The organism is Microcoleus sp. B4-C2, from assembly GCF_036705265.1.
Taxonomy (GTDB): domain Bacteria; phylum Cyanobacteriota; class Cyanobacteriia; order Cyanobacteriales; family Microcoleaceae; genus Microcoleus.
In genome coordinates this window covers 18,448-34,661 of record NZ_JAUBUB010000047.1, presented here as the reverse complement: position 1 = coordinate 34,661, position 16,214 = coordinate 18,448, and the positions used below count along the sequence as shown (strand labels likewise).

The 16,214-nt window shown below is 43.0% G+C and carries 16 protein-coding genes and 1 pseudogene; 7 read left to right on the top strand and 10 right to left on the bottom strand.

What is annotated here, in order from left to right:
* Positions 1–89: 89 nt before the first annotated feature.
* The 5 genes and pseudogenes from QUB20_RS15320 to QUB20_RS28715 all read right to left on the bottom strand — a co-directional run.
* On the bottom strand, positions 90–284 hold the full coding sequence (locus tag QUB20_RS15320; RefSeq protein WP_333247259.1) for a hypothetical protein: 195 nt from the start codon (positions 282–284) through the stop codon (positions 90–92).
* 3 nt (positions 285–287) lie between these two features.
* Positions 288–761, bottom strand: coding sequence for a type II toxin-antitoxin system VapC family toxin (locus QUB20_RS15315; RefSeq protein WP_333247257.1), 474 nt, complete (start codon positions 759–761; stop codon positions 288–290).
* Positions 762–834: 73 nt separating this feature from the next.
* Positions 835–1,065, bottom strand: coding sequence for a hypothetical protein (locus tag QUB20_RS15310; RefSeq protein ID WP_333247255.1), 231 nt, complete (start codon positions 1,063–1,065; stop codon positions 835–837).
* Between the two features lie 195 nt (positions 1,066–1,260).
* Positions 1,261–4,989 (bottom strand): DUF3883 domain-containing protein, encoded by a 3,729-nt coding sequence (locus QUB20_RS15305; protein WP_333247253.1) that lies wholly within the window; start codon positions 4,987–4,989, stop codon positions 1,261–1,263.
* Positions 4,990–5,031: 42 nt separating this feature from the next.
* A pseudogene (locus tag QUB20_RS28715) lies at positions 5,032–5,127 on the bottom strand (DUF2281 domain-containing protein); the annotation flags it as partial.
* A 232-nt stretch (positions 5,128–5,359) separates the two neighbouring features.
* Here QUB20_RS28715 and nadC point away from each other — a divergent pair.
* Positions 5,360–6,244, top strand: coding sequence for a carboxylating nicotinate-nucleotide diphosphorylase (gene nadC, locus QUB20_RS15300; protein ID WP_333247251.1), 885 nt, complete (start codon positions 5,360–5,362; stop codon positions 6,242–6,244).
* Between the two features lie 318 nt (positions 6,245–6,562).
* Here the strand turns inward: nadC and QUB20_RS15295 are convergent, their stop codons facing one another.
* Both QUB20_RS15295 and QUB20_RS15290 read right to left on the bottom strand, forming a co-directional pair.
* On the bottom strand, positions 6,563–7,591 hold the full coding sequence (locus QUB20_RS15295) for a C39 family peptidase (protein ID WP_333247249.1): 1,029 nt from the start codon (positions 7,589–7,591) through the stop codon (positions 6,563–6,565).
* Between the two features lie 445 nt (positions 7,592–8,036).
* Positions 8,037–9,365, bottom strand: a complete 1,329-nt coding sequence (locus QUB20_RS15290) for a pitrilysin family protein (RefSeq protein WP_333247247.1) — start codon at positions 9,363–9,365, stop codon at positions 8,037–8,039.
* A 312-nt stretch (positions 9,366–9,677) separates the two neighbouring features.
* Here QUB20_RS15290 and QUB20_RS15285 point away from each other — a divergent pair, with 312 nt between their 5' ends.
* From QUB20_RS15285 to QUB20_RS15260, 6 genes are all read left to right on the top strand, one after another.
* Positions 9,678–10,073 carry a RusA family crossover junction endodeoxyribonuclease gene (locus QUB20_RS15285; protein WP_333051961.1) on the top strand — a complete coding sequence of 132 codons (396 nt, stop codon included), beginning with the start codon at positions 9,678–9,680 and terminating at the stop codon, positions 10,071–10,073.
* Positions 10,070–10,738, top strand: coding sequence for a hypothetical protein (locus tag QUB20_RS15280; protein ID WP_333247245.1), 669 nt, complete (start codon positions 10,070–10,072; stop codon positions 10,736–10,738). Before QUB20_RS15285 ends, QUB20_RS15280 begins: the two co-directional genes overlap by 4 nt.
* 44 nt (positions 10,739–10,782) lie before the next feature.
* Positions 10,783–11,655, top strand: coding sequence for an ABC transporter permease (locus QUB20_RS15275; protein WP_333247242.1), 873 nt, complete (start codon positions 10,783–10,785; stop codon positions 11,653–11,655).
* A gap of 364 nt (positions 11,656–12,019) precedes the next feature.
* Positions 12,020–12,229 (top strand): DUF2997 domain-containing protein, encoded by a 210-nt coding sequence (locus QUB20_RS15270; RefSeq protein WP_015176940.1) that lies wholly within the window; start codon positions 12,020–12,022, stop codon positions 12,227–12,229.
* A 40-nt stretch (positions 12,230–12,269) separates the two neighbouring features.
* Positions 12,270–12,656: a DUF1257 domain-containing protein gene (locus QUB20_RS15265; RefSeq protein ID WP_333051955.1), complete on the top strand. Its 387-nt coding sequence runs from the start codon at positions 12,270–12,272 to the stop codon at positions 12,654–12,656.
* An 80-nt stretch (positions 12,657–12,736) separates the two neighbouring features.
* Complete coding sequence (locus QUB20_RS15260; RefSeq protein WP_333247240.1) at positions 12,737–13,207, top strand: ferredoxin; 471 nt, start codon at positions 12,737–12,739, stop codon at positions 13,205–13,207.
* Positions 13,208–13,301: 94 nt separating this feature from the next.
* Here QUB20_RS15260 and QUB20_RS15255 read toward each other — a convergent pair whose 3' ends face one another.
* From QUB20_RS15255 to QUB20_RS15245, 3 genes are all read right to left on the bottom strand, one after another.
* The gene (locus QUB20_RS15255; RefSeq protein ID WP_333244299.1) at positions 13,302–13,583 is read right to left on the bottom strand and encodes a YiaA/YiaB family inner membrane protein; all 282 of its coding nucleotides are present in this window, start codon (positions 13,581–13,583) and stop codon (positions 13,302–13,304) included.
* Positions 13,584–14,035: 452 nt separating this feature from the next.
* Positions 14,036–15,115, bottom strand: a complete 1,080-nt coding sequence (locus QUB20_RS15250; RefSeq protein ID WP_333247238.1) for a hypothetical protein — start codon at positions 15,113–15,115, stop codon at positions 14,036–14,038.
* A gap of 76 nt (positions 15,116–15,191) precedes the next feature.
* Positions 15,192–16,169 (bottom strand): hypothetical protein, encoded by a 978-nt coding sequence (locus tag QUB20_RS15245; RefSeq protein ID WP_333247237.1) that lies wholly within the window; start codon positions 16,167–16,169, stop codon positions 15,192–15,194.
* Positions 16,170–16,214 lie beyond the last annotated feature (45 nt).

The window sequence follows — 16,214 nt, the reverse complement described above, 5'->3', positions numbered from 1 at the left end:
GTAAAATAGCTCAGTGCCAGGTTAATAATAAATTAAAGCTCTTTTCCCGCAACAACGGAAAAGGGCTTTAGTTTTTTCACATAATATTTTCACATAATATTTTTACCCCGTCTGCTCCAACGCCCTGCTAGAACGCGCTTTGGCGGCAATTTCACAACTTCTCTTCCACTTTCAGCTTGTTTCTTCTGCAAGTCTGCAAATATTGCGTCCAAGTCATAATTGAAAGACTTGGCATACTCTTCACGAATTTTTTGAATTTCTTCTATGATTTCATCTGTCAGCATAAATTAATTTCCTAGTAATTCATAAGGCGTACAAAGGATCGGTAACTCGTATCCGAAATCAAAACTGATTTCTGCAAGTTTCCGCTGGATTTGAGCGTTTGCGATATGCTTACAGTTCCAGGTTAACAGGTAATCCAAGCCGTGAACGGTTGCTGCTGCAATGTGAATTGCATCGATATGTGCTTTAGGGGGAAGATTGCTGCGTGTAAGAAATTGCGAGGCTAAGTCTCGGACAGCTTGATTTAATCCTAGCGATGGAACACCGCGAAGGAGTTCCATACGTTGAACCGCAATCTCTGTGTCTCCTTGTGCTACCTCGTTTAGGACAGCCTGTGAGACATACAGTGTGAAAGCACTGCGGCGATACTCCCACCAATCTTTTGTTACCTCGATATTGGCAGCCAGGATTAGGTTTTTGGTCGATCGAGCTGTTAGGTAGCCCAAGATGCTGGTTTCAATGTAGAGGGTTTCACTCATAGGGGATAGGTTGATAGCCTCTTCATTTTAAACCCAAGCATTCCTCGTTGTAAAACTCCTGCATCGCATAGGATCATAGCTCTAAACCTTGTTGCCGATACTTGTTGAGTAGGACTTGCTGATATTCGCTCTCAGGCTGATTAGTCGTTACTTCCAGGCGATCGACCTCCTCGAACCCTTTGGCCCAAGCTTTAGCAATATCGTCTGGGAGTTTGGGTTCAGCTATTCTATTTTGGTGCTTGTGCATCACAAAGTCTATGAATTCGCTGACTTCTGGCAATAATGATTCTGGAAGTTGCTGCAATAAGGGCGATCGTAATATCAGGAATAGTCATAATAATTGCCCATTGCAGTCGTTTTTATTTGAATACAATCATAACAAGCGATCGCCCTTATTTTAGCAGTCAATAGTGGGCGATCGCTGAAATTTAAGTTATAGCTAAACGGTTGAGTTATCTGGGATCGAATATATACCAAATTTGCTAGGCTACTTCCATCATCAACCATCTAGTAATCGGACAAGTTTAAGAAACTTAACTCTTGGTGTTTCAGTCCGAATTCTAAATACCCTAGCTAAATAATAGCGATCGTTGTTTTCAGAAAAATCCCACTCGGAGTTACCGACATAAAAAGGAATCCTATCGGCTCTAGACTCTTCAGTTGAAGTTGTTTTTGCGTCAATATACAGATATTCTTTCCCGTCGTTATCGCTAACAGAAAAGTCATAGGGACTGAAACTTTCAGAATCTTTATTGAGCCAGTTAACACGACTTTTACCAAATTGCTTAACCAGTTTATCGTACAGAAACTTTTCCCCTTCCCGACCAATAGCTGCGATATCTTGGTTCTCCTTATTGTCTACCAATTCACCGATCTCTTGTAAGGAGAATTCTGTTTTCAAAAGATTAAAAGCTTGAAATTCCTGCTCAGAAATCTGTTCTCTCAATTCTTTCAGTTCTTTGTATTTGGCTCGATTTTGAGCAAAGTCTTGCAAATCTTGTTCTGATATCTCAGAATTTTCTGCCAACTCGGTTAAAACTGATAGTTTGTCCCGATGATTAAGAATCGTGAAAATTCCACTACTTACCTCGTTGTCATCTAATGTCTTCAGCAATAGTTGTGCTTTATTGGCATAAAAATAACTAAAGAGTTTTTCAATTTTTTTATCATCTCGTTGAGTGTTAGACCATTCAATCATTTCAGTGATTACTTTGGTAAACTTTATATCACGTGTTTTATGATTGTGTTCCCACTCTTTTATGGCTTGGTCAATTTCTGTAGCAATGTCTTGAATAGTTTTTGTTTTTTCTTTTTCTTTCTCAAATAACTGTTCAACTCTTTTTAAACTTCGAGCGAGCAGGAAATCATTCCAGTCCTCACGAGTAAGAAGCTCAAGAATCATTTTCAATTCTTCAGGAATATCCTCATCTTTCTTGATATCTTTTTTGTGCCTAAACTGACCAGATTGATTGGGTAGAATAGCATACAAATCAAGGATTTTATCATCCTGTTCTGCTACAAATACAAAATAGCTAAAATTGTCTAGCCATTCAATGGCTGCATTCCGATCTGAGTTAAAATATTTTACAAAACCTTCTAGGTTTTCAAAATTATGGATAGCCTTGGCTATACAGTTTAGTATCCATTTATTACAGGCATTCCATGAAAAGTCTTGTAGGTTAGGCAGGGATTTCTGGGATGGAATTTCGCCAGGGTAGAACCGATCGGCAAATGCCCAAATAGCTAGTTTATTTGAGTCATTAGGTTCGGAATCTCGAAAATAGCTAATGAGCTTATAGATGGGAACACTAAAACTCCAATACTTCGCTAAATCATCCTTATCATTTTTTGCATCTTGAAGGCGCTTTTGAATATCGTCTGAAACGTCTTTGACAGTAAACTGATTACGATGATTCTCAAACCCTCTAATCCCTAAGTCCAAAAGCTTTCCTCTACAACCACAACCTAAATCTTTCAAGACATCTTTTAATTCATCGGGAATTTGGTTGTCAATATAGAGTTGTTCCACTTCTTTGAATATCCCTTCTTGGTTGGGGAAAATCACCTTCTTACTGTATAGCTTCGATTGTTCTTCTTGTTTTAGGAAGGCAATAAAGCGATCGAGCCAAGAAATAGCATCTTTTGGAGTAACGTTGAGCTGTTTGCTCAAATTTTGAACATTTTTTAGCTTTTCAATATCGTCAACTAAAGTTTGCATCAGCCACAAATCTGCTTGTTGCCAAAGTAAGGGTATCCATGATTCCAGATGAATCTTATTTGGTACACAACTATCTATATCTATATCTCGTGCAAAATTCCAGATAGCATCTCTTTTTGAAACAAGTTTAGTATCTTGTTCAAACTCCGCATCACTAGGAAAGCAACTGACAATAGTGTAAACTGCTTTCCTTAAAGATGTAAGCCGATTCATTATGATAATTTTGTTAATCTCATCAACTGCTTGATTAATATCACGGACTTTTGAGAGCTGATAGGTGAGTTGTTTGTGAGCAAGAGCTGCTCTCCAGTCCAAGCTCAAAATTTTAAGAACGTCCTTTAAAGCTTCTGGGATTGCTATATCCCAGTACAGTTCTTGCTTTTTCTTGAATTGATTATACTGATTTGGAATAACATTATATTGCTCTAATAAATTTTCCTGACTTTTGCTGGTGAACGGAATTAGCTGATTAATCCATTCTAAAGTATCTGAATCAGTTTTAGAGAGGCTTCTTGCAAGTCGATCGAGTGTTTGTTCCGCAGCAATATCTTGCAGCAATTGCTCTAGGGTATATCTAATTTCATCCGAAAACTTCTTGCCAAAATCAGACTTAAGAATGTCATGCCAATCAAGGACATGATCTGGTTTAGGTAAACGATTAGCGTGGAGTGAAGAAGCCAAGTCTGCAAATTGTTGTACGTCCTGCTTTAAGTTGTAGTCTAAAATCAGGGCTTGACTTAGGCATATTCTGTTACCTGAAACTGTGTCTACCACTGGAGCAGCGCTAAGCTTTGCCACAATTTGATTGGCAATCTTTTCTTTGTACCAATTGATATCAATGTTGTCTGGTATTTTGGCTTCCCTTTTCAGTTTTCCCAACAAATGGACATTTTGCCAGTCTAATGTAACTTGATTCAGCAAGTCCCCATAAAGCACTGTCGCTTCTTCAATAATCGCTTTGTTTAGGGGTGTCTTCTGCTCATTTTCAGGGTTCAATAATATGCTATCTCTGGGTTCAGTGGGATTAAACAGATGGCTATTAATCACAACAGGATACGGAAAGCTCTCTGAGCCAATGAGCGGAAATTCACAAAAAAGAATGGGAATTTCGTTAGTGATTTCCTTGATTGAGTAAAGGTCATCTCCTAAAACTTCAACTTGAACAGCAATGGTAATAGTTTGATTCTCATTGGATAAGCAAGCTATGGTTTGCGTCTCGCATGGAGACTCAGTGCTATTTCTCTCAATAGTTACAATTGAGATTTTGCCAATCGGATGACGATTGATTGTTTGATAACAGTATATTGACTCCTTAGTATCATCGGTAACTGTAACAGATTGAATAGTAGGTATGAAAGCAAGTGCATAAGCGATCGCATTCTGCAAATCCTGAATGCCTGCTTCAGCTACTTTAAGGCCAGCATTATCCAAGACATAGCGAAATGACGTATCACAGTTTTGATTCTGTTGGTAGTTTGCGAGTGGTGGATAGACGCTATCGTTATCAATTTCCTCAAAGATGGAGAAAGCATCATCTACCTTTTGAATCATTTCATCCAAGTTTGTGGCGCTTCTGTCTAAAAGGATCTTGAAAGGCTTGTAGCTCAAAGACTCATCTTCTATATTTTGTAAAATACTGCTAACTTCAACTTGCCGTGAGAGTAAGTGAGTCGTCATGAAACCCGTTCCAAATTTGCCAGTTGTTTTGGGTAATTCATTTACTTCGGTAGTTCGCTCTTTGCTAGAAACCTGCTCAATTAAGTAAGTAATATTTTCAATTGAGAAAGGCTTTCCATTGTGGCTGAACTCAACATAGTCTTTCGTCAGCACGATTTCAACTCTGACTTGCTCATTGGCGACATCCTTGGCATTTTGCAGTAGTTCCCAAATCCATCGTCTTTTTGAGGAAGGTCTGTCAGATAGCTGCTCAATCCCATCAAGAAGTTTGGTTGCAATGACTTTCTGATATGCCTTCTTCCTTGCGTCGTCCGCTTTCTGTTTGATACCCATGTTTTTCCTGGTAAGTGTGGATTTTCTAGCAAACACATCTATTCATTTCTTTGTCAGCTTTTCTTGACTTAAGTTTTTAGCCTGCTTTTCTATCAAAAACTCAATGTAATGAAGCACTTCTGTCTGAAGAGACTCAGGGAGTTCTGCTAATTTTTATAAAATGACTGGCTGTATCATGATTTCTGCTCGCGATCGCCCCATCAACTCCATTAAAGCACCAAAACCAAATCTCAGCAACAGAATACCCCATTATCTAGCCCGATCGCCAAAAATCGCACTAACACCATCATAATTGTGCAACTTGCCTAAAATCTCCCGATCGACTATTGTTCCTAGTAGATATCATCTTGATATAACAACTGACAAAAATATGACAGCAATATTACCGCCTTGGATAGTTTTAGACTCGCTATTGCACAACTGGCTACTAGAAGATATCGGTAGGGGCGATCGCACAACATCGGCCTTATTTCCCGCAAACAGCATCCAGGGTACAGCTAAATGGATTGTCAAAGAAGCTGGAGTCATTGCCGGATTGCCAATTGCCGATCGCACATTTAAACTTTTAGACAGCAGCCTCCGTTTCATCCCCCAAGTACCAGAAGGGAAACTGTGCGAAAAAGGAGAAGTAATTGCCGAGATTTCAGGCAATTTCGAGGCGCTGCTAACCGGAGAAAGAGTAGCATTAAACTTGGCAATGCGTTTGAGCGGCATCGCTACTTTAACTCAGAAATATGTTGACAAAATTGCCGATTTGCCCGTGCAATTAGTGGATACGCGCAAGACAACGCCCGGATTGAGATTGTTGGAAAAATACGCAACTCAAGTCGGCGGTGCTTGCAATCACCGGATGGGATTAGATGACGCGGTGATGATTAAAGACAATCACATTGCGGCGGCTGGGGGAATTGCAGAGGCGATCGCCCTAATTCGCAATTCTATCCCCTATCCGCTGACGATCGAAGTCGAAACCGAAACTCTGGCTGAGGTAGAGACAGCTTTGCAGCACAAAGCCGATATTATCATGTTAGATAATATGTCCTGTGATTTGATGCGACAGGCTGTGGCAATAATTCGCCAAAAGAGCGATCGGGTAAAAATTGAAGCTTCCGGCAATGTTACTTTAGAAACAATTAGAAGTGTAGCCGAAACCGGAGTTGACTATATTTCTACCAGTGCTCCGATTACGCGATCGACTTGGCTGGATTTGAGCATGAAAATTAATAGTAATACCCGCAGTCCGGCAGGGGTTTAAACCCCTGCCTCAAAGCTGAAGTCCTCTAAAAGAGGACTAAGAGACATCTCCAAAAAAGAACTTGAAACCCAAGTCAAGCCTAAGCTAAAATCTAATTTCTGGAGAAGTCTAATGAATTATTCAGTCCTCTAAAAGAGGACTTTCGCTATGAGCCAGGGGTTTAAACCCCTGGCGGTATTTGGGGCCCGATCGATATTTCGGCTGAAGTTGATACCAATGGGCAATGCCGTGTCCGACCTTGCTGAGAGTCAACTGTTAACTATTGGTTAGTTATTACCAATAACCAATAACCAATAACCACTAACTACTAACAAATTACTACTTAGAGATAAAATGAACCCAAAAATTCCCGTCAGGCATACATAGGCTGCGGATTAAGCGGTAATTATAGTGCAAGTAAGCACCGCTGATACTTGTATCGTAGCCAGTTCGGAACCACTCGCCATAGGGATCGTGGACGAAAAATCCCTCGCTGTCGTAGCCTGATGCAACTATAATGTGACCGAAAGACGTGAAGTATCCGTGTATGAGAGCGGGATTTCCGCTGGCTAGCCAATCTTGAACGTCATCAACAGTTGCATTCTCGGTAAAGAAATCTTGAGCGCCGTAATCTCTAACAATCTTTGCTAAATCGTAGGGGTCCCAACGACTGTAACCTTTGGCGATCGCATATTCGTAGAGTTCGTCTTCATATTGCCCGGTTTGTTGGCGCCGCGGCACCCTCAAAAAGTCCATACACATCGCTAATGAAGTTACATTGGCAGAACCTGTAGGATTGTACAAGTTATCCATTTGCGATCGATAAGGAATGCCAAGCCTGACAGTTGGGGGATTCGGTTTGGGATAAAACAGAAGGTCGTCTTGACTAATTTGAGCGTGCGATCCCAAAACATACCAAATCCCTGAACCTTTGAAAGACTCGTTGCGGAAAGCAACTCTGATGTGACCGCGAATCGGAGCAAAAGCAACCAGTTCAAACTCTTTTCCTGCTGGTATTAATTGTTTTTCGGACTCCTGAAGTTGAGAAGACGCCAGCGGTTTTGATTTTAAAATGGTGTCTCTGAGGGTTGTCAGTATCAGGGGATGTGTGGAAATGTAACCAGGCTCGGTTTCGAGAAGTTTTTTAGCTGTTACTGCTCCCAAAAAACCCGGTTCGCCGCACTTCATTTGAGTTTGAAATCGGTGGAGGGTGGCGGTAGAGAGAGGGCCAAAAATTCCGTCTACGGGAGGTTTCAGTAAACTCAGGTCAATGAGGCGGCTTTGAATTTGGCGGCTGAGTTCGTCGTCAGCAGCGATTGCTTTGGCATCGTACCTAATTTTTGAGTTGAGAAAGTTTTGTAATTTCATGCTGGCCTGCCCACATCAATCGATTTTAGATTTTAGATTTTAGAATTACATCGCCGATAAATCTGGTTTCCCTAGACTAAATTGCTTGCTCGTCAATAATTCCCAGTTTATCGTCTCATAAAATTACGGTGATTTTATCGATTTTAGATTTTAGAATTACATCGCCAATAAACCCGGTTTTCCTAGACTAAATTGCTGGCTCATCAATAATTCCCAGTTTATCGTCTCATAAAATTACGGTAATTTTGCCGATCGCCCGTACCTTAAAGGCTTCATATTAATTATTTGATACAAAACCTTCAAGGCGCGGGCAGATCGAATTTCACGCACTCTTGACTAAAAATCCCTCGTGCGCGTTGACCTTGTTTCTGCCGAATGCCGAACGCTGTTGGATGCCTCAAAAGCAGAGGGATGGCAGAATTTCCCTGTTGAGGCGAAGTCAGATTTATGCTTCGTCCGGGCGAATTACCACAACACCCATCGCGTCGGGAGACAGATATTTGACGGCGGCTTCTCGGAGATCCTCGGCAGTCTGAGCTTGGATGCAGGCGGCATAGTTGAGGGCGGGAGCGATATCTCCTACCATCGACTGATAGTAACCGTACAAACTTGCTCGATCGCTCGGAGTTTCGTTACCAAAGATAAACCGATTTGCTACTTGAGTGCGGATGCGGGAAATTTCGGCATCTGTCACCAGTTCGGTTTGGAGAGTGCGGATGTGTTGGACGATGGCTGCTTCCACTGCTGCCAAGTTTTCTGTCGGTAGTTGAGCGGAAATCGAGAATACGCCGCCGAGTCGCTGAGTCATGTTGCTGACCGAAATTGACGACACTAGCCCTTTTTCTTCGCGCAAATCCTGAACCAAGCGAGTTGTGCGGCCGTGGCCCAATATTGTTGCCAAAACGTCCAGCGCATAAGTTTCGGACATTTCCATGAAACCTGGCACTCGCCACATCACGATCAGTCGGGCTTGCTGAAGGGCAGAGTCTACAAATTCGCGGCGGACTGTTTCTGTAAATGGCGATTCTTGACCGTAGTTCAGGGTTTGGGATTCTGGGTGAAAGTTGCCGACAGCGGGTACATTTATTTTTTTGTTTTGTGCTGTACTTTTTGCTGCAAAACTGTCTGCGACAATTTCTATTAGTTGATCGACTGGCAAATTGCCGACAGCTACGGCTGTCATGGCCCCTGGGTGATATCTGCTGCTGTGGAAATCCCGCATTTGTTGCGCTGTCAACTGTTCGATTACCGCAGTCGGGCCGAGTACCGGTCGCTTGTAGGGCAGGACTTCAAACGCTAATTCCATCGATCGCTGATAGGTGCGGCGGCGGGGATTGTCTTCCGATCGTCTAATTTCTTCTAAGACTACCAGCCTTTCGCGATCAAAGGCGTCGTCGGGAATGCTGGCGTTTAGCAACACATCTACTTGCAGGGGAGCTAGTTCGGCAAAATCTTTAGGAGCTGTGGTGATGTAATAATTAGTGTAATCTTGGCTGGTGGCAGCATTGGTGACAGCGCCGCGTTGCTCGATCGCGCGCTCAAACTCGCCACTGGGAATGCTGGGAGTTCCCTTAAAAATCATGTGTTCTAAAAAGTGAGCCATCCCGTTAATGTTGTCGGGTTCTACGGCTGAGCCTAAATTGAGCCACACGCTGAGGTTAACAGCATCGACCGGCAGGTGTTCGGCTATAACTGTGAGGCCGTTGGGGAAATGGCGGATTGTTGGGGCGTTGAGGGGCGATCGGGCGGAGGTTTTGAGTAGGGTGGATGTCATTGTGCTTTTAAATTGATCTTGTTCTCTATATCTTAAAGGGTCATCCGATTTTAGATTTTAGATTTTAGATTTATCCCATGGCTGATGGTTGCTGGGGATGTTGTCGGGGGCGATTCCCTACCCTTCGGGAACGCTTCGCGAACGGGATAGCTTCGCTTCACGCGAAATGCGAGAGCGGTGAGGGCGTGAGGGTTATGAGAAATCTGTGCGATCGACAAAACAAAAGTTGATTTGTTAAAAGTTGCAAGTTATAGTCTAGTTTGAATTTAGCCTTTAATCCCTTCTTTTCGCATTCAATTTTCGGAGTTGCAAATGCAATTTGAGTTTCTGATTCCAAAACGCCCTGTATCTTTGCAAACGAGGCAGAGAAGCAAGCTACAGGATTGGCAAGCATTTGTGCGTACAGAAGCGTCAAAAACTTGGGTAGTAACTCCTTATTCAGGAAACGTTCATTTAACTTTAGTATACCTTTATGATGCTGACCCAGTTGACACTGACAATATCATAAAGCCCATACAGGATGCACTAATTGGGTTAGTTTATGAGGATGATTCACTTGTCACAGATGTGGAGTCGCATCGTCGCTCGCTTAGTGACACGTTTGACGTTGCTTTATGTCCGTCATTGTTGGTCCGTGGCATAATATCTGGCAGTGAGTGCGTTTACGTTAGAATAAATTCAGCAAAAGCATTAGAGAGTTATCTATGACCGCTAAATTAATACACGACAAATCAGTATCTAAAATTGCCGAAAAATACCGACAAGAAGGCTATACAGTATTGGTTGACCCTGAACCAGAAGACATCCCTTTCGATTTAGGGACATATCGTCCAAATTTGATTGTAAAAAAGAACGAAGCCGAAGGTTACATAATCGAATTCAAACGTTCTGCCAGACAAACACCCATAGACAGGTTGAAAGAAATTGCTGAAATAGTCTCTAAAAATACAGGCTGGCGTTTCTTGTTAATTACTGAAGATGCTTTACTGAAAGACGAAGACAATGAAGTCAATCTATTATCTTGGCAACAAGTTTTTAGTAGAAAAAGACAGGGTGAACGTCTAATTTCATTAGGAGAAAATGAAGGCGCGTTTTTATCACTTTGGGGAACAATTGAAGCACTACTGCGTAGACGAGCTGAGGAGGCTATTATTCCAATTGAAAGATTTCCAACTGTATCTCTGATCAAACATATGTATTCCCAAGGAGAACTTTCAATAGAAGAGTACGATCGAGCCATGCTACTTTTAAACGTAAGAAACCGATTTATTCATGGATTTGAAGCGCCCGAAGCCAATGAGTCTGTATCTGAATTGCTCGCCCTTGTCAATGAATTAATCAGTTTATGGGCACCACAGGCATCTCAGCCCTAAAAGGTTTGGCAATAAGTCCTGAGTTTTTTTTGTGACAGCATTCGATGGAAAATCTAAAATTGCATAAAAACTTAATATTTCCACAGCCGGCTTTTCAACGATTTTGGCGATCGACTTCGGGGAAAATCGGCTTAATTTTGACTGTAGCCCTGATGCTCTCTGCACTGTTGGCCCCCCTACTTTCTCCTTACGATGCTGCGGTCGATCGAGATTATTTGTCGCGCTTAGTGGCTCCTAGCGCTAAACATTGGTTTGGCACCGACAGTTTGGGGCGAGATTTGTTGGTGCGGGTGTGGCACGGATTGGGGATATCTTTACTCGTCAGCCTGGTTTCTGTGGGTGCGGGTTTAATTGTGGGAGCGCTTTTGGGGCTGGTGGCCGGGTATTTTCGGGGGTTGCTGGAAATGGCGATCGGCACTTTGGCGGATATTTTGTTAGCTTTTCCTTCGATTTTACTGGCGATCGGCGTTGTTACCGTCACCGGGCCGAGCCTGCAAAGCGTAATTATCGCCGTCAGCCTCGTGCAAATTCCAATTTACATCCGTTTAACTCGCAGTATGGTGCTGTCTCTGCGGGAACAAGAATTTGTTTTGGCTGTCAAAGCCTTGGGCGCCAGCGACTTGCGGATTATTTTTCGCCACATTTTGCCGGGAAGTCTCGCGCCTCTAGTTGTACAAGCAACTCTTTCGACTGGTACGGCGACACTAGAAGCAGCAGGTTTGGGTTTTTTGGGTTTGGGCGCACAGCCACCGGTTCCTGAGTTGGGGACGATGCTTTCTGATGCTTTTAAGGGCGGATACGCTCTTTCGTCTCCTTGGACTATTTTGTTTCCCGGTTTGCTGATTACCTTGACTGTTCTGGGTTTCAACCTTTTGGGGGATGGCCTGCGAGACGTTTTAGACCCCAGAGGGAATTAGAGGGGAAGTGGGGAATTTATACTTTTGCCTTTTACCTTCTGCTTTCTTCCCTCTGCGCCCTCTGCGCCCTCTGCGGTTCATGCCCTCTTCCTTCCTCCTCCCTCTAAAATCTAAAATCTAAAATCTAAAATCGATCGACTTGACTGCTGTCACGATCTACGCGAAACTTTACATACAACTGATGTATTGCTTCTACCTATTAATAACTTCTGTTAAGTTGTGACTCAAAACCTATCAATTAGTCAAAATTGATATAGCGCTTTGTCAGTCAGCCAACTCTCAAGAAGCTACTTCAGGAGGCATCGTCCCTGGCTTGCTGGTGTCGGTGTCTGTTCTCAATATTCCTATTCAGTCAGCCCGCATTATGGAAACACTAGAGTTTGTGATCTATCCAGATGGCCGCGTACAGGAAACAGTCACCGGCATTGTCGGTGCTTCCTGTGCTGAGGTAACGGCTGCAATTGAAGCTCAGCTCGGCGTGGTGCTTCACCAAGAGTCAACATCTGAATATTTCACGCAAGCGCTGCATCAGTCAGCCGAAGCGACGGCCCAAGTGGCTTTTAGCGATTGGTAATTTTTTTTGTTGAGTTCACTTAAATTTTTTTGGAATCACCATGTCACACTTTAGCCAAATTAAGACCCAGATCCGCAATTTGAATTCTTTGGAAGCTGCTTTAACTGACTTGGGTATCGACTGGAAGTCGGGTCCAACTGAGGTGCGTGGCTATCGCGGCCTAACCAGCACCGCTGAGGTCGTGATTGAGCAAACAAACGGCTACGACGTAGGTTTTAGCTGGAACGGGACTGAGTATGAATTGGTGGCTGACTTGCAGTTTTGGCAGCAAGCTTGGTCTGTAGACCGTTTTCTGAATAAGGTGACTCAGCGCTATGCTTACCATACTGTGGTGAATGAAAGCGCTAAGCAGGGTTTCCAAATTTCTGAGCAAAAGCAAAATCAAGACGGTTCGCTCCGCTTGGTGGTGCAACGCTGGTGCGCTTAATAATTTTTTTTCGAGATTTTTGCAATCTTGTCTCATCAAAGTCCGCCTGCGCGGACTTATTTACTATTGTGGGGGTCTAAATGTCTGAGCTTTCTGGACTCGGAATAGATACAGCAATCGATCGCTCTGGTTTAGAGCCGGAGTTGGGGGGGTTTTTGCGGGATGCGCCCGATCGCTCTGGTTTGGAACCGGAGTTGGGCGGGGTGTTACGCCAAAAAGGTGTCTATGTTGATGAGATTACCTGCATTGGCTGCAAGCACTGCGCTCACGTTGCTCGCAATACTTTTTATATTGAACCGGATTACGGTCGATCGCGCGTAGTTCGACAAGACGGGGATTCTGAAGAGTTGATTGCTGAGGCGATGGACACTTGTCCGGTGAATTGCATTCACTGGGTTGATTACACCGAACTCAAGAATCTGGAAGAAGAACGCAAGGATCAGGTGATTCCTGTCGTTGGTTTTCCGGTGGATATGGCGACAGTTAAGGCTGGTATTCGCCAGCGACAAAAGAATAAGTTGGGCGATCGTAAGTTCAAAGGTACCCATTGAAATCCCCAATTCCCATCCACAGCTTGAAACCTGTGGCTCAAACAACAAAAACAGCCCGGGCGGGCTGTTTTTTGTATACATTGTATAGTTAAATTTATTTGAGAGGATGGTGCTCAGCGAGAATTTTCTCAACTCTAGCTTCGTCGATTCTGGCAGTTAATGTTGTTGCCTCGTTGTTATCCCGAATGGTTTTTGCTAAAGTAAAAGACGAGCCGACTGAAAAAGTTAAACCCATACCCATAAAAGCTTTTTGCCAGGGGTCTACCTCTAAATAAATGATACCTACAGTAGTGGCGGAAAGCGCAAGAATAAAAGAAACCCAGCACTGAAGTATCCAAGCATTAGTATCTTTTTGGCGTATGATTTGTTTCTGCATAGTGCCTCTAAGTCAAATATATCTTTTGGTGGATTAACTTAAAGCATAGAAAGCGTGAGTGAAGCGGTCAGGAGAGCAGGGGACAGTTTCGATAAGTGAACAGTGCGATCGAACTTTTTACTAAAAATTAAAACGCTGTAGATAGGGTTTGAGCCTCAAGGAAGACTCGCAGCGAGTGGACAGTTTTAAAACAGGACTAAGGAAAGCTTGTTTTTTCTCAAAATAGCGTAATGCACCCAGTACGCACAGGAGACGACCTGTGTAGTAAGCTTCTCCTAGTCTCGTGTTGCGCGGACGAAAGTTTGTCTAGGATCGGTTTCAACCGCCGACTTATCTTAAGCTGTTGTGCATTTAATTTGAACTGTTTATTGAAACTATTGTGGGGTGGGCTTCTAGCCCGCCCGGAATATTCCATTTAAACGCACAACAGCTTTTCTACTTATCTTACTTATCTACTTATTTTTCTGCTGAGTCTTCGCTTGTTCGATCGCAATTTCCCTCACTGCTTGGAACGAATTCAAATTCGACGCACCTTCAATCGCTTTTACCGCCAAATCTTGCACCTGTTTCAAAGCAGAATCCAGTTGTTTCGACAAGCTAGCAAGGCGCGCATCTTGATTTTGAATTGTCTGCAACATCCCTTGAATTTGCAGTTCATAATTTTGCTTTTGCCCTTCGATATCTTTAGCAGACAAATCAGCCTTAACTTTAGCTTGATAATTGCCAATATTGCGGCCGTTATCTTTCCCGTTCTTGATAGTAGTTTCCAGTTCTTTCGGGAAAGCTTCTACCTTCGCTTTCACCTCAGCATACAGCTTTTCCCGTTCCGAAATAGATTTTTCGCGTTCCGCCCACTGTTTCTCCTGTTCTTGCTGAAACTCTTCGATTTCTTGATACAGCCTTTTCTGGCGCTGTTCGTATTCTTCGATGTCTAGATTTCGCTGAAGATTCAAATCATAATCATACAACTCTTCATCCCGATCGCGAGCTTTTTGGTGATTCTCATTGCGTTCTTTAACGGCCAACTTTTGCAGTTCCTGCTCTTTTTCCCAAGCTTGCCGGCGTTCCAACAATTCCTGTTCAACAGTTTCGCGCTGTTCGCTGAGTTCGCCAGCAAAAGTTTTCGCGCTTTCTTCGTACTGTTGAATTAAATTGTCCAGCGTATCTTCTGCAACATCTTCTAAACTGTGCAACTCTTGCAGTTGTTGAATTTCCTCGCCCACAGTGCGCCGCAATTCTTCGACTTTAGCAGCTTCTGAAGTTAATTTTTCCGACAACTCGCTGACAGCCCCACCAAAGCCAAATTGCAGTAAGATTAAATTGTCGATTGTGGACTGCATTTTTTGTGGATTTTGAGTTAAAGCCATTGGTTTTTGTGCCTCCACAATAGGTTTGTCTGGGGCTGATTTTTGCTTTTGGGAAGCGTTTAGCTGTTGGATTTGCGATTCTAACAGCGCTTTTTCTTGCGCTGCTTCCTTGTACGCTTCTAAAATTTCAGCCTTGGTGCTTTTGTCGCTAACTTTTTTGTTCATGACTTTTCATTCCTTAATTGTTGGGAAAATTTCTGTCATTTTTTCGTAAGGTGGGCATTGCACACCTTACTGGGTTTTAAGCTTTGCTGGCAAAAGCTTTCATTGCCAAATCTTGCGCTTGCTTCATCGTGGCTTGCAGTTGCGCGGAAATTTCGGCGATTTGTTCGGTTTGTCGCTCAATTGTCTGCTGTAGAGATTGCGCTTTCAATTCATATCCTTGCTTAGTGCTTTCCCATTCTTTATCCACTAAATCTGCCTTGACTTTAGCTTCGCGGGAAACTTCTTGAATTGCTTCTTCTTTGGCTTTGACATAAGCCTGTTTGAGTTCTTCCTCAAATCCGGTGGCTTTTCTTTGATTCTCTTCAAACTCCGCTTGATTGTCGCTGAGGACTTTTTCCCGTTCCACCCAATTTTTCTCTTTTTCGCGGGTAGATTCTTGCAAGTCCCGTTCTAGTTTGCGCTTCGTTTCTTCGTATTCGTCGGTTTCGATTTTGCGAGTGCGCTGTAATTCGTATTGATAATCTGCTGTTTCTTCTTGGCGCTTTTTAGTTAGGAGTGCAGTTTTTTCTTGAACTGCTGCATCAAATTCTTGCTGTTCTTTTTCCCAAACCTTGCGTTTTTGGGTCGTGTCTTTTTCGATAATTTCGCGTTGGTTAGCAGCGTTTTGTTCGAGCAGTGTCAATTTTTCTCGGTGCTCTTGAGTTAAAATGTGGAGGGCGTCTGCTACAACTCTGATTTGCTGCAACTCTTGCAATTGTTGGGCTTCGATTTCGATCGCGCGTTTTAATTCGTCTAATTTTGAAGATTCCGCCTTTAGTTTTTCGGAAAGTCCGCTGATGATGCTGCCGAAATCTAATTGCAAGTCAGCCAAGCCTTTGACGATGCTGTCAATTGTGTAGGTGGAAGCGACTTCGAGGAGTTGTTTGTTTTTGGCTTTTTCGGCTGACTGTTCTTTGGTTTCGACTTTGGATTCGATCTTTTTTTTGTCTGCTAAAATCTGCTGAAAGTTTTGCAAAATTTGGGCTTTGCTATCCTTGGCAGTTGCTATTGTCATAATGTTTGCTTCTCCTGATTCTAAGTTTTCGAGATTTTTTAGTGA

What these genes read in the sequence shown, in the direction of transcription:
- QUB20_RS15320 (WP_333247259.1), bottom strand. Translation starts at nt 284, where the DNA reads ATGCTGACAGATGAAATCATAGAAGAAATTCAAAAAATTCGTGAAGAG.
- QUB20_RS15315 (WP_333247257.1), bottom strand. Translation starts at nt 761, where the DNA reads ATGAGTGAAACCCTCTACATTGAAACCAGCATCTTGGGCTACCTAACA.
- QUB20_RS15305 (WP_333247253.1), bottom strand. Translation starts at nt 4,989, where the DNA reads ATGGGTATCAAACAGAAAGCGGACGACGCAAGGAAGAAGGCATATCAG.
- nadC (WP_333247251.1), top strand. Translation starts at nt 5,360, where the DNA reads ATGACAGCAATATTACCGCCTTGGATAGTTTTAGACTCGCTATTGCAC.
- QUB20_RS15295 (WP_333247249.1), bottom strand. Translation starts at nt 7,591, where the DNA reads ATGAAATTACAAAACTTTCTCAACTCAAAAATTAGGTACGATGCCAAA.
- QUB20_RS15290 (WP_333247247.1), bottom strand. Translation starts at nt 9,365, where the DNA reads ATGACATCCACCCTACTCAAAACCTCCGCCCGATCGCCCCTCAACGCC.
- QUB20_RS15285 (WP_333051961.1), top strand. Translation starts at nt 9,678, where the DNA reads ATGCAATTTGAGTTTCTGATTCCAAAACGCCCTGTATCTTTGCAAACG.
- QUB20_RS15280 (WP_333247245.1), top strand. Translation starts at nt 10,070, where the DNA reads ATGACCGCTAAATTAATACACGACAAATCAGTATCTAAAATTGCCGAA.
- QUB20_RS15275 (WP_333247242.1), top strand. Translation starts at nt 10,783, where the DNA reads ATGGAAAATCTAAAATTGCATAAAAACTTAATATTTCCACAGCCGGCT.
- QUB20_RS15270 (WP_015176940.1), top strand. Translation starts at nt 12,020, where the DNA reads ATGGAAACACTAGAGTTTGTGATCTATCCAGATGGCCGCGTACAGGAA.
- QUB20_RS15265 (WP_333051955.1), top strand. Translation starts at nt 12,270, where the DNA reads ATGTCACACTTTAGCCAAATTAAGACCCAGATCCGCAATTTGAATTCT.
- QUB20_RS15260 (WP_333247240.1), top strand. Translation starts at nt 12,737, where the DNA reads ATGTCTGAGCTTTCTGGACTCGGAATAGATACAGCAATCGATCGCTCT.
- QUB20_RS15255 (WP_333244299.1), bottom strand. Translation starts at nt 13,583, where the DNA reads ATGCAGAAACAAATCATACGCCAAAAAGATACTAATGCTTGGATACTT.
- QUB20_RS15250 (WP_333247238.1), bottom strand. Translation starts at nt 15,115, where the DNA reads ATGAACAAAAAAGTTAGCGACAAAAGCACCAAGGCTGAAATTTTAGAA.
- QUB20_RS15245 (WP_333247237.1), bottom strand. Translation starts at nt 16,169, where the DNA reads ATGACAATAGCAACTGCCAAGGATAGCAAAGCCCAAATTTTGCAAAAC.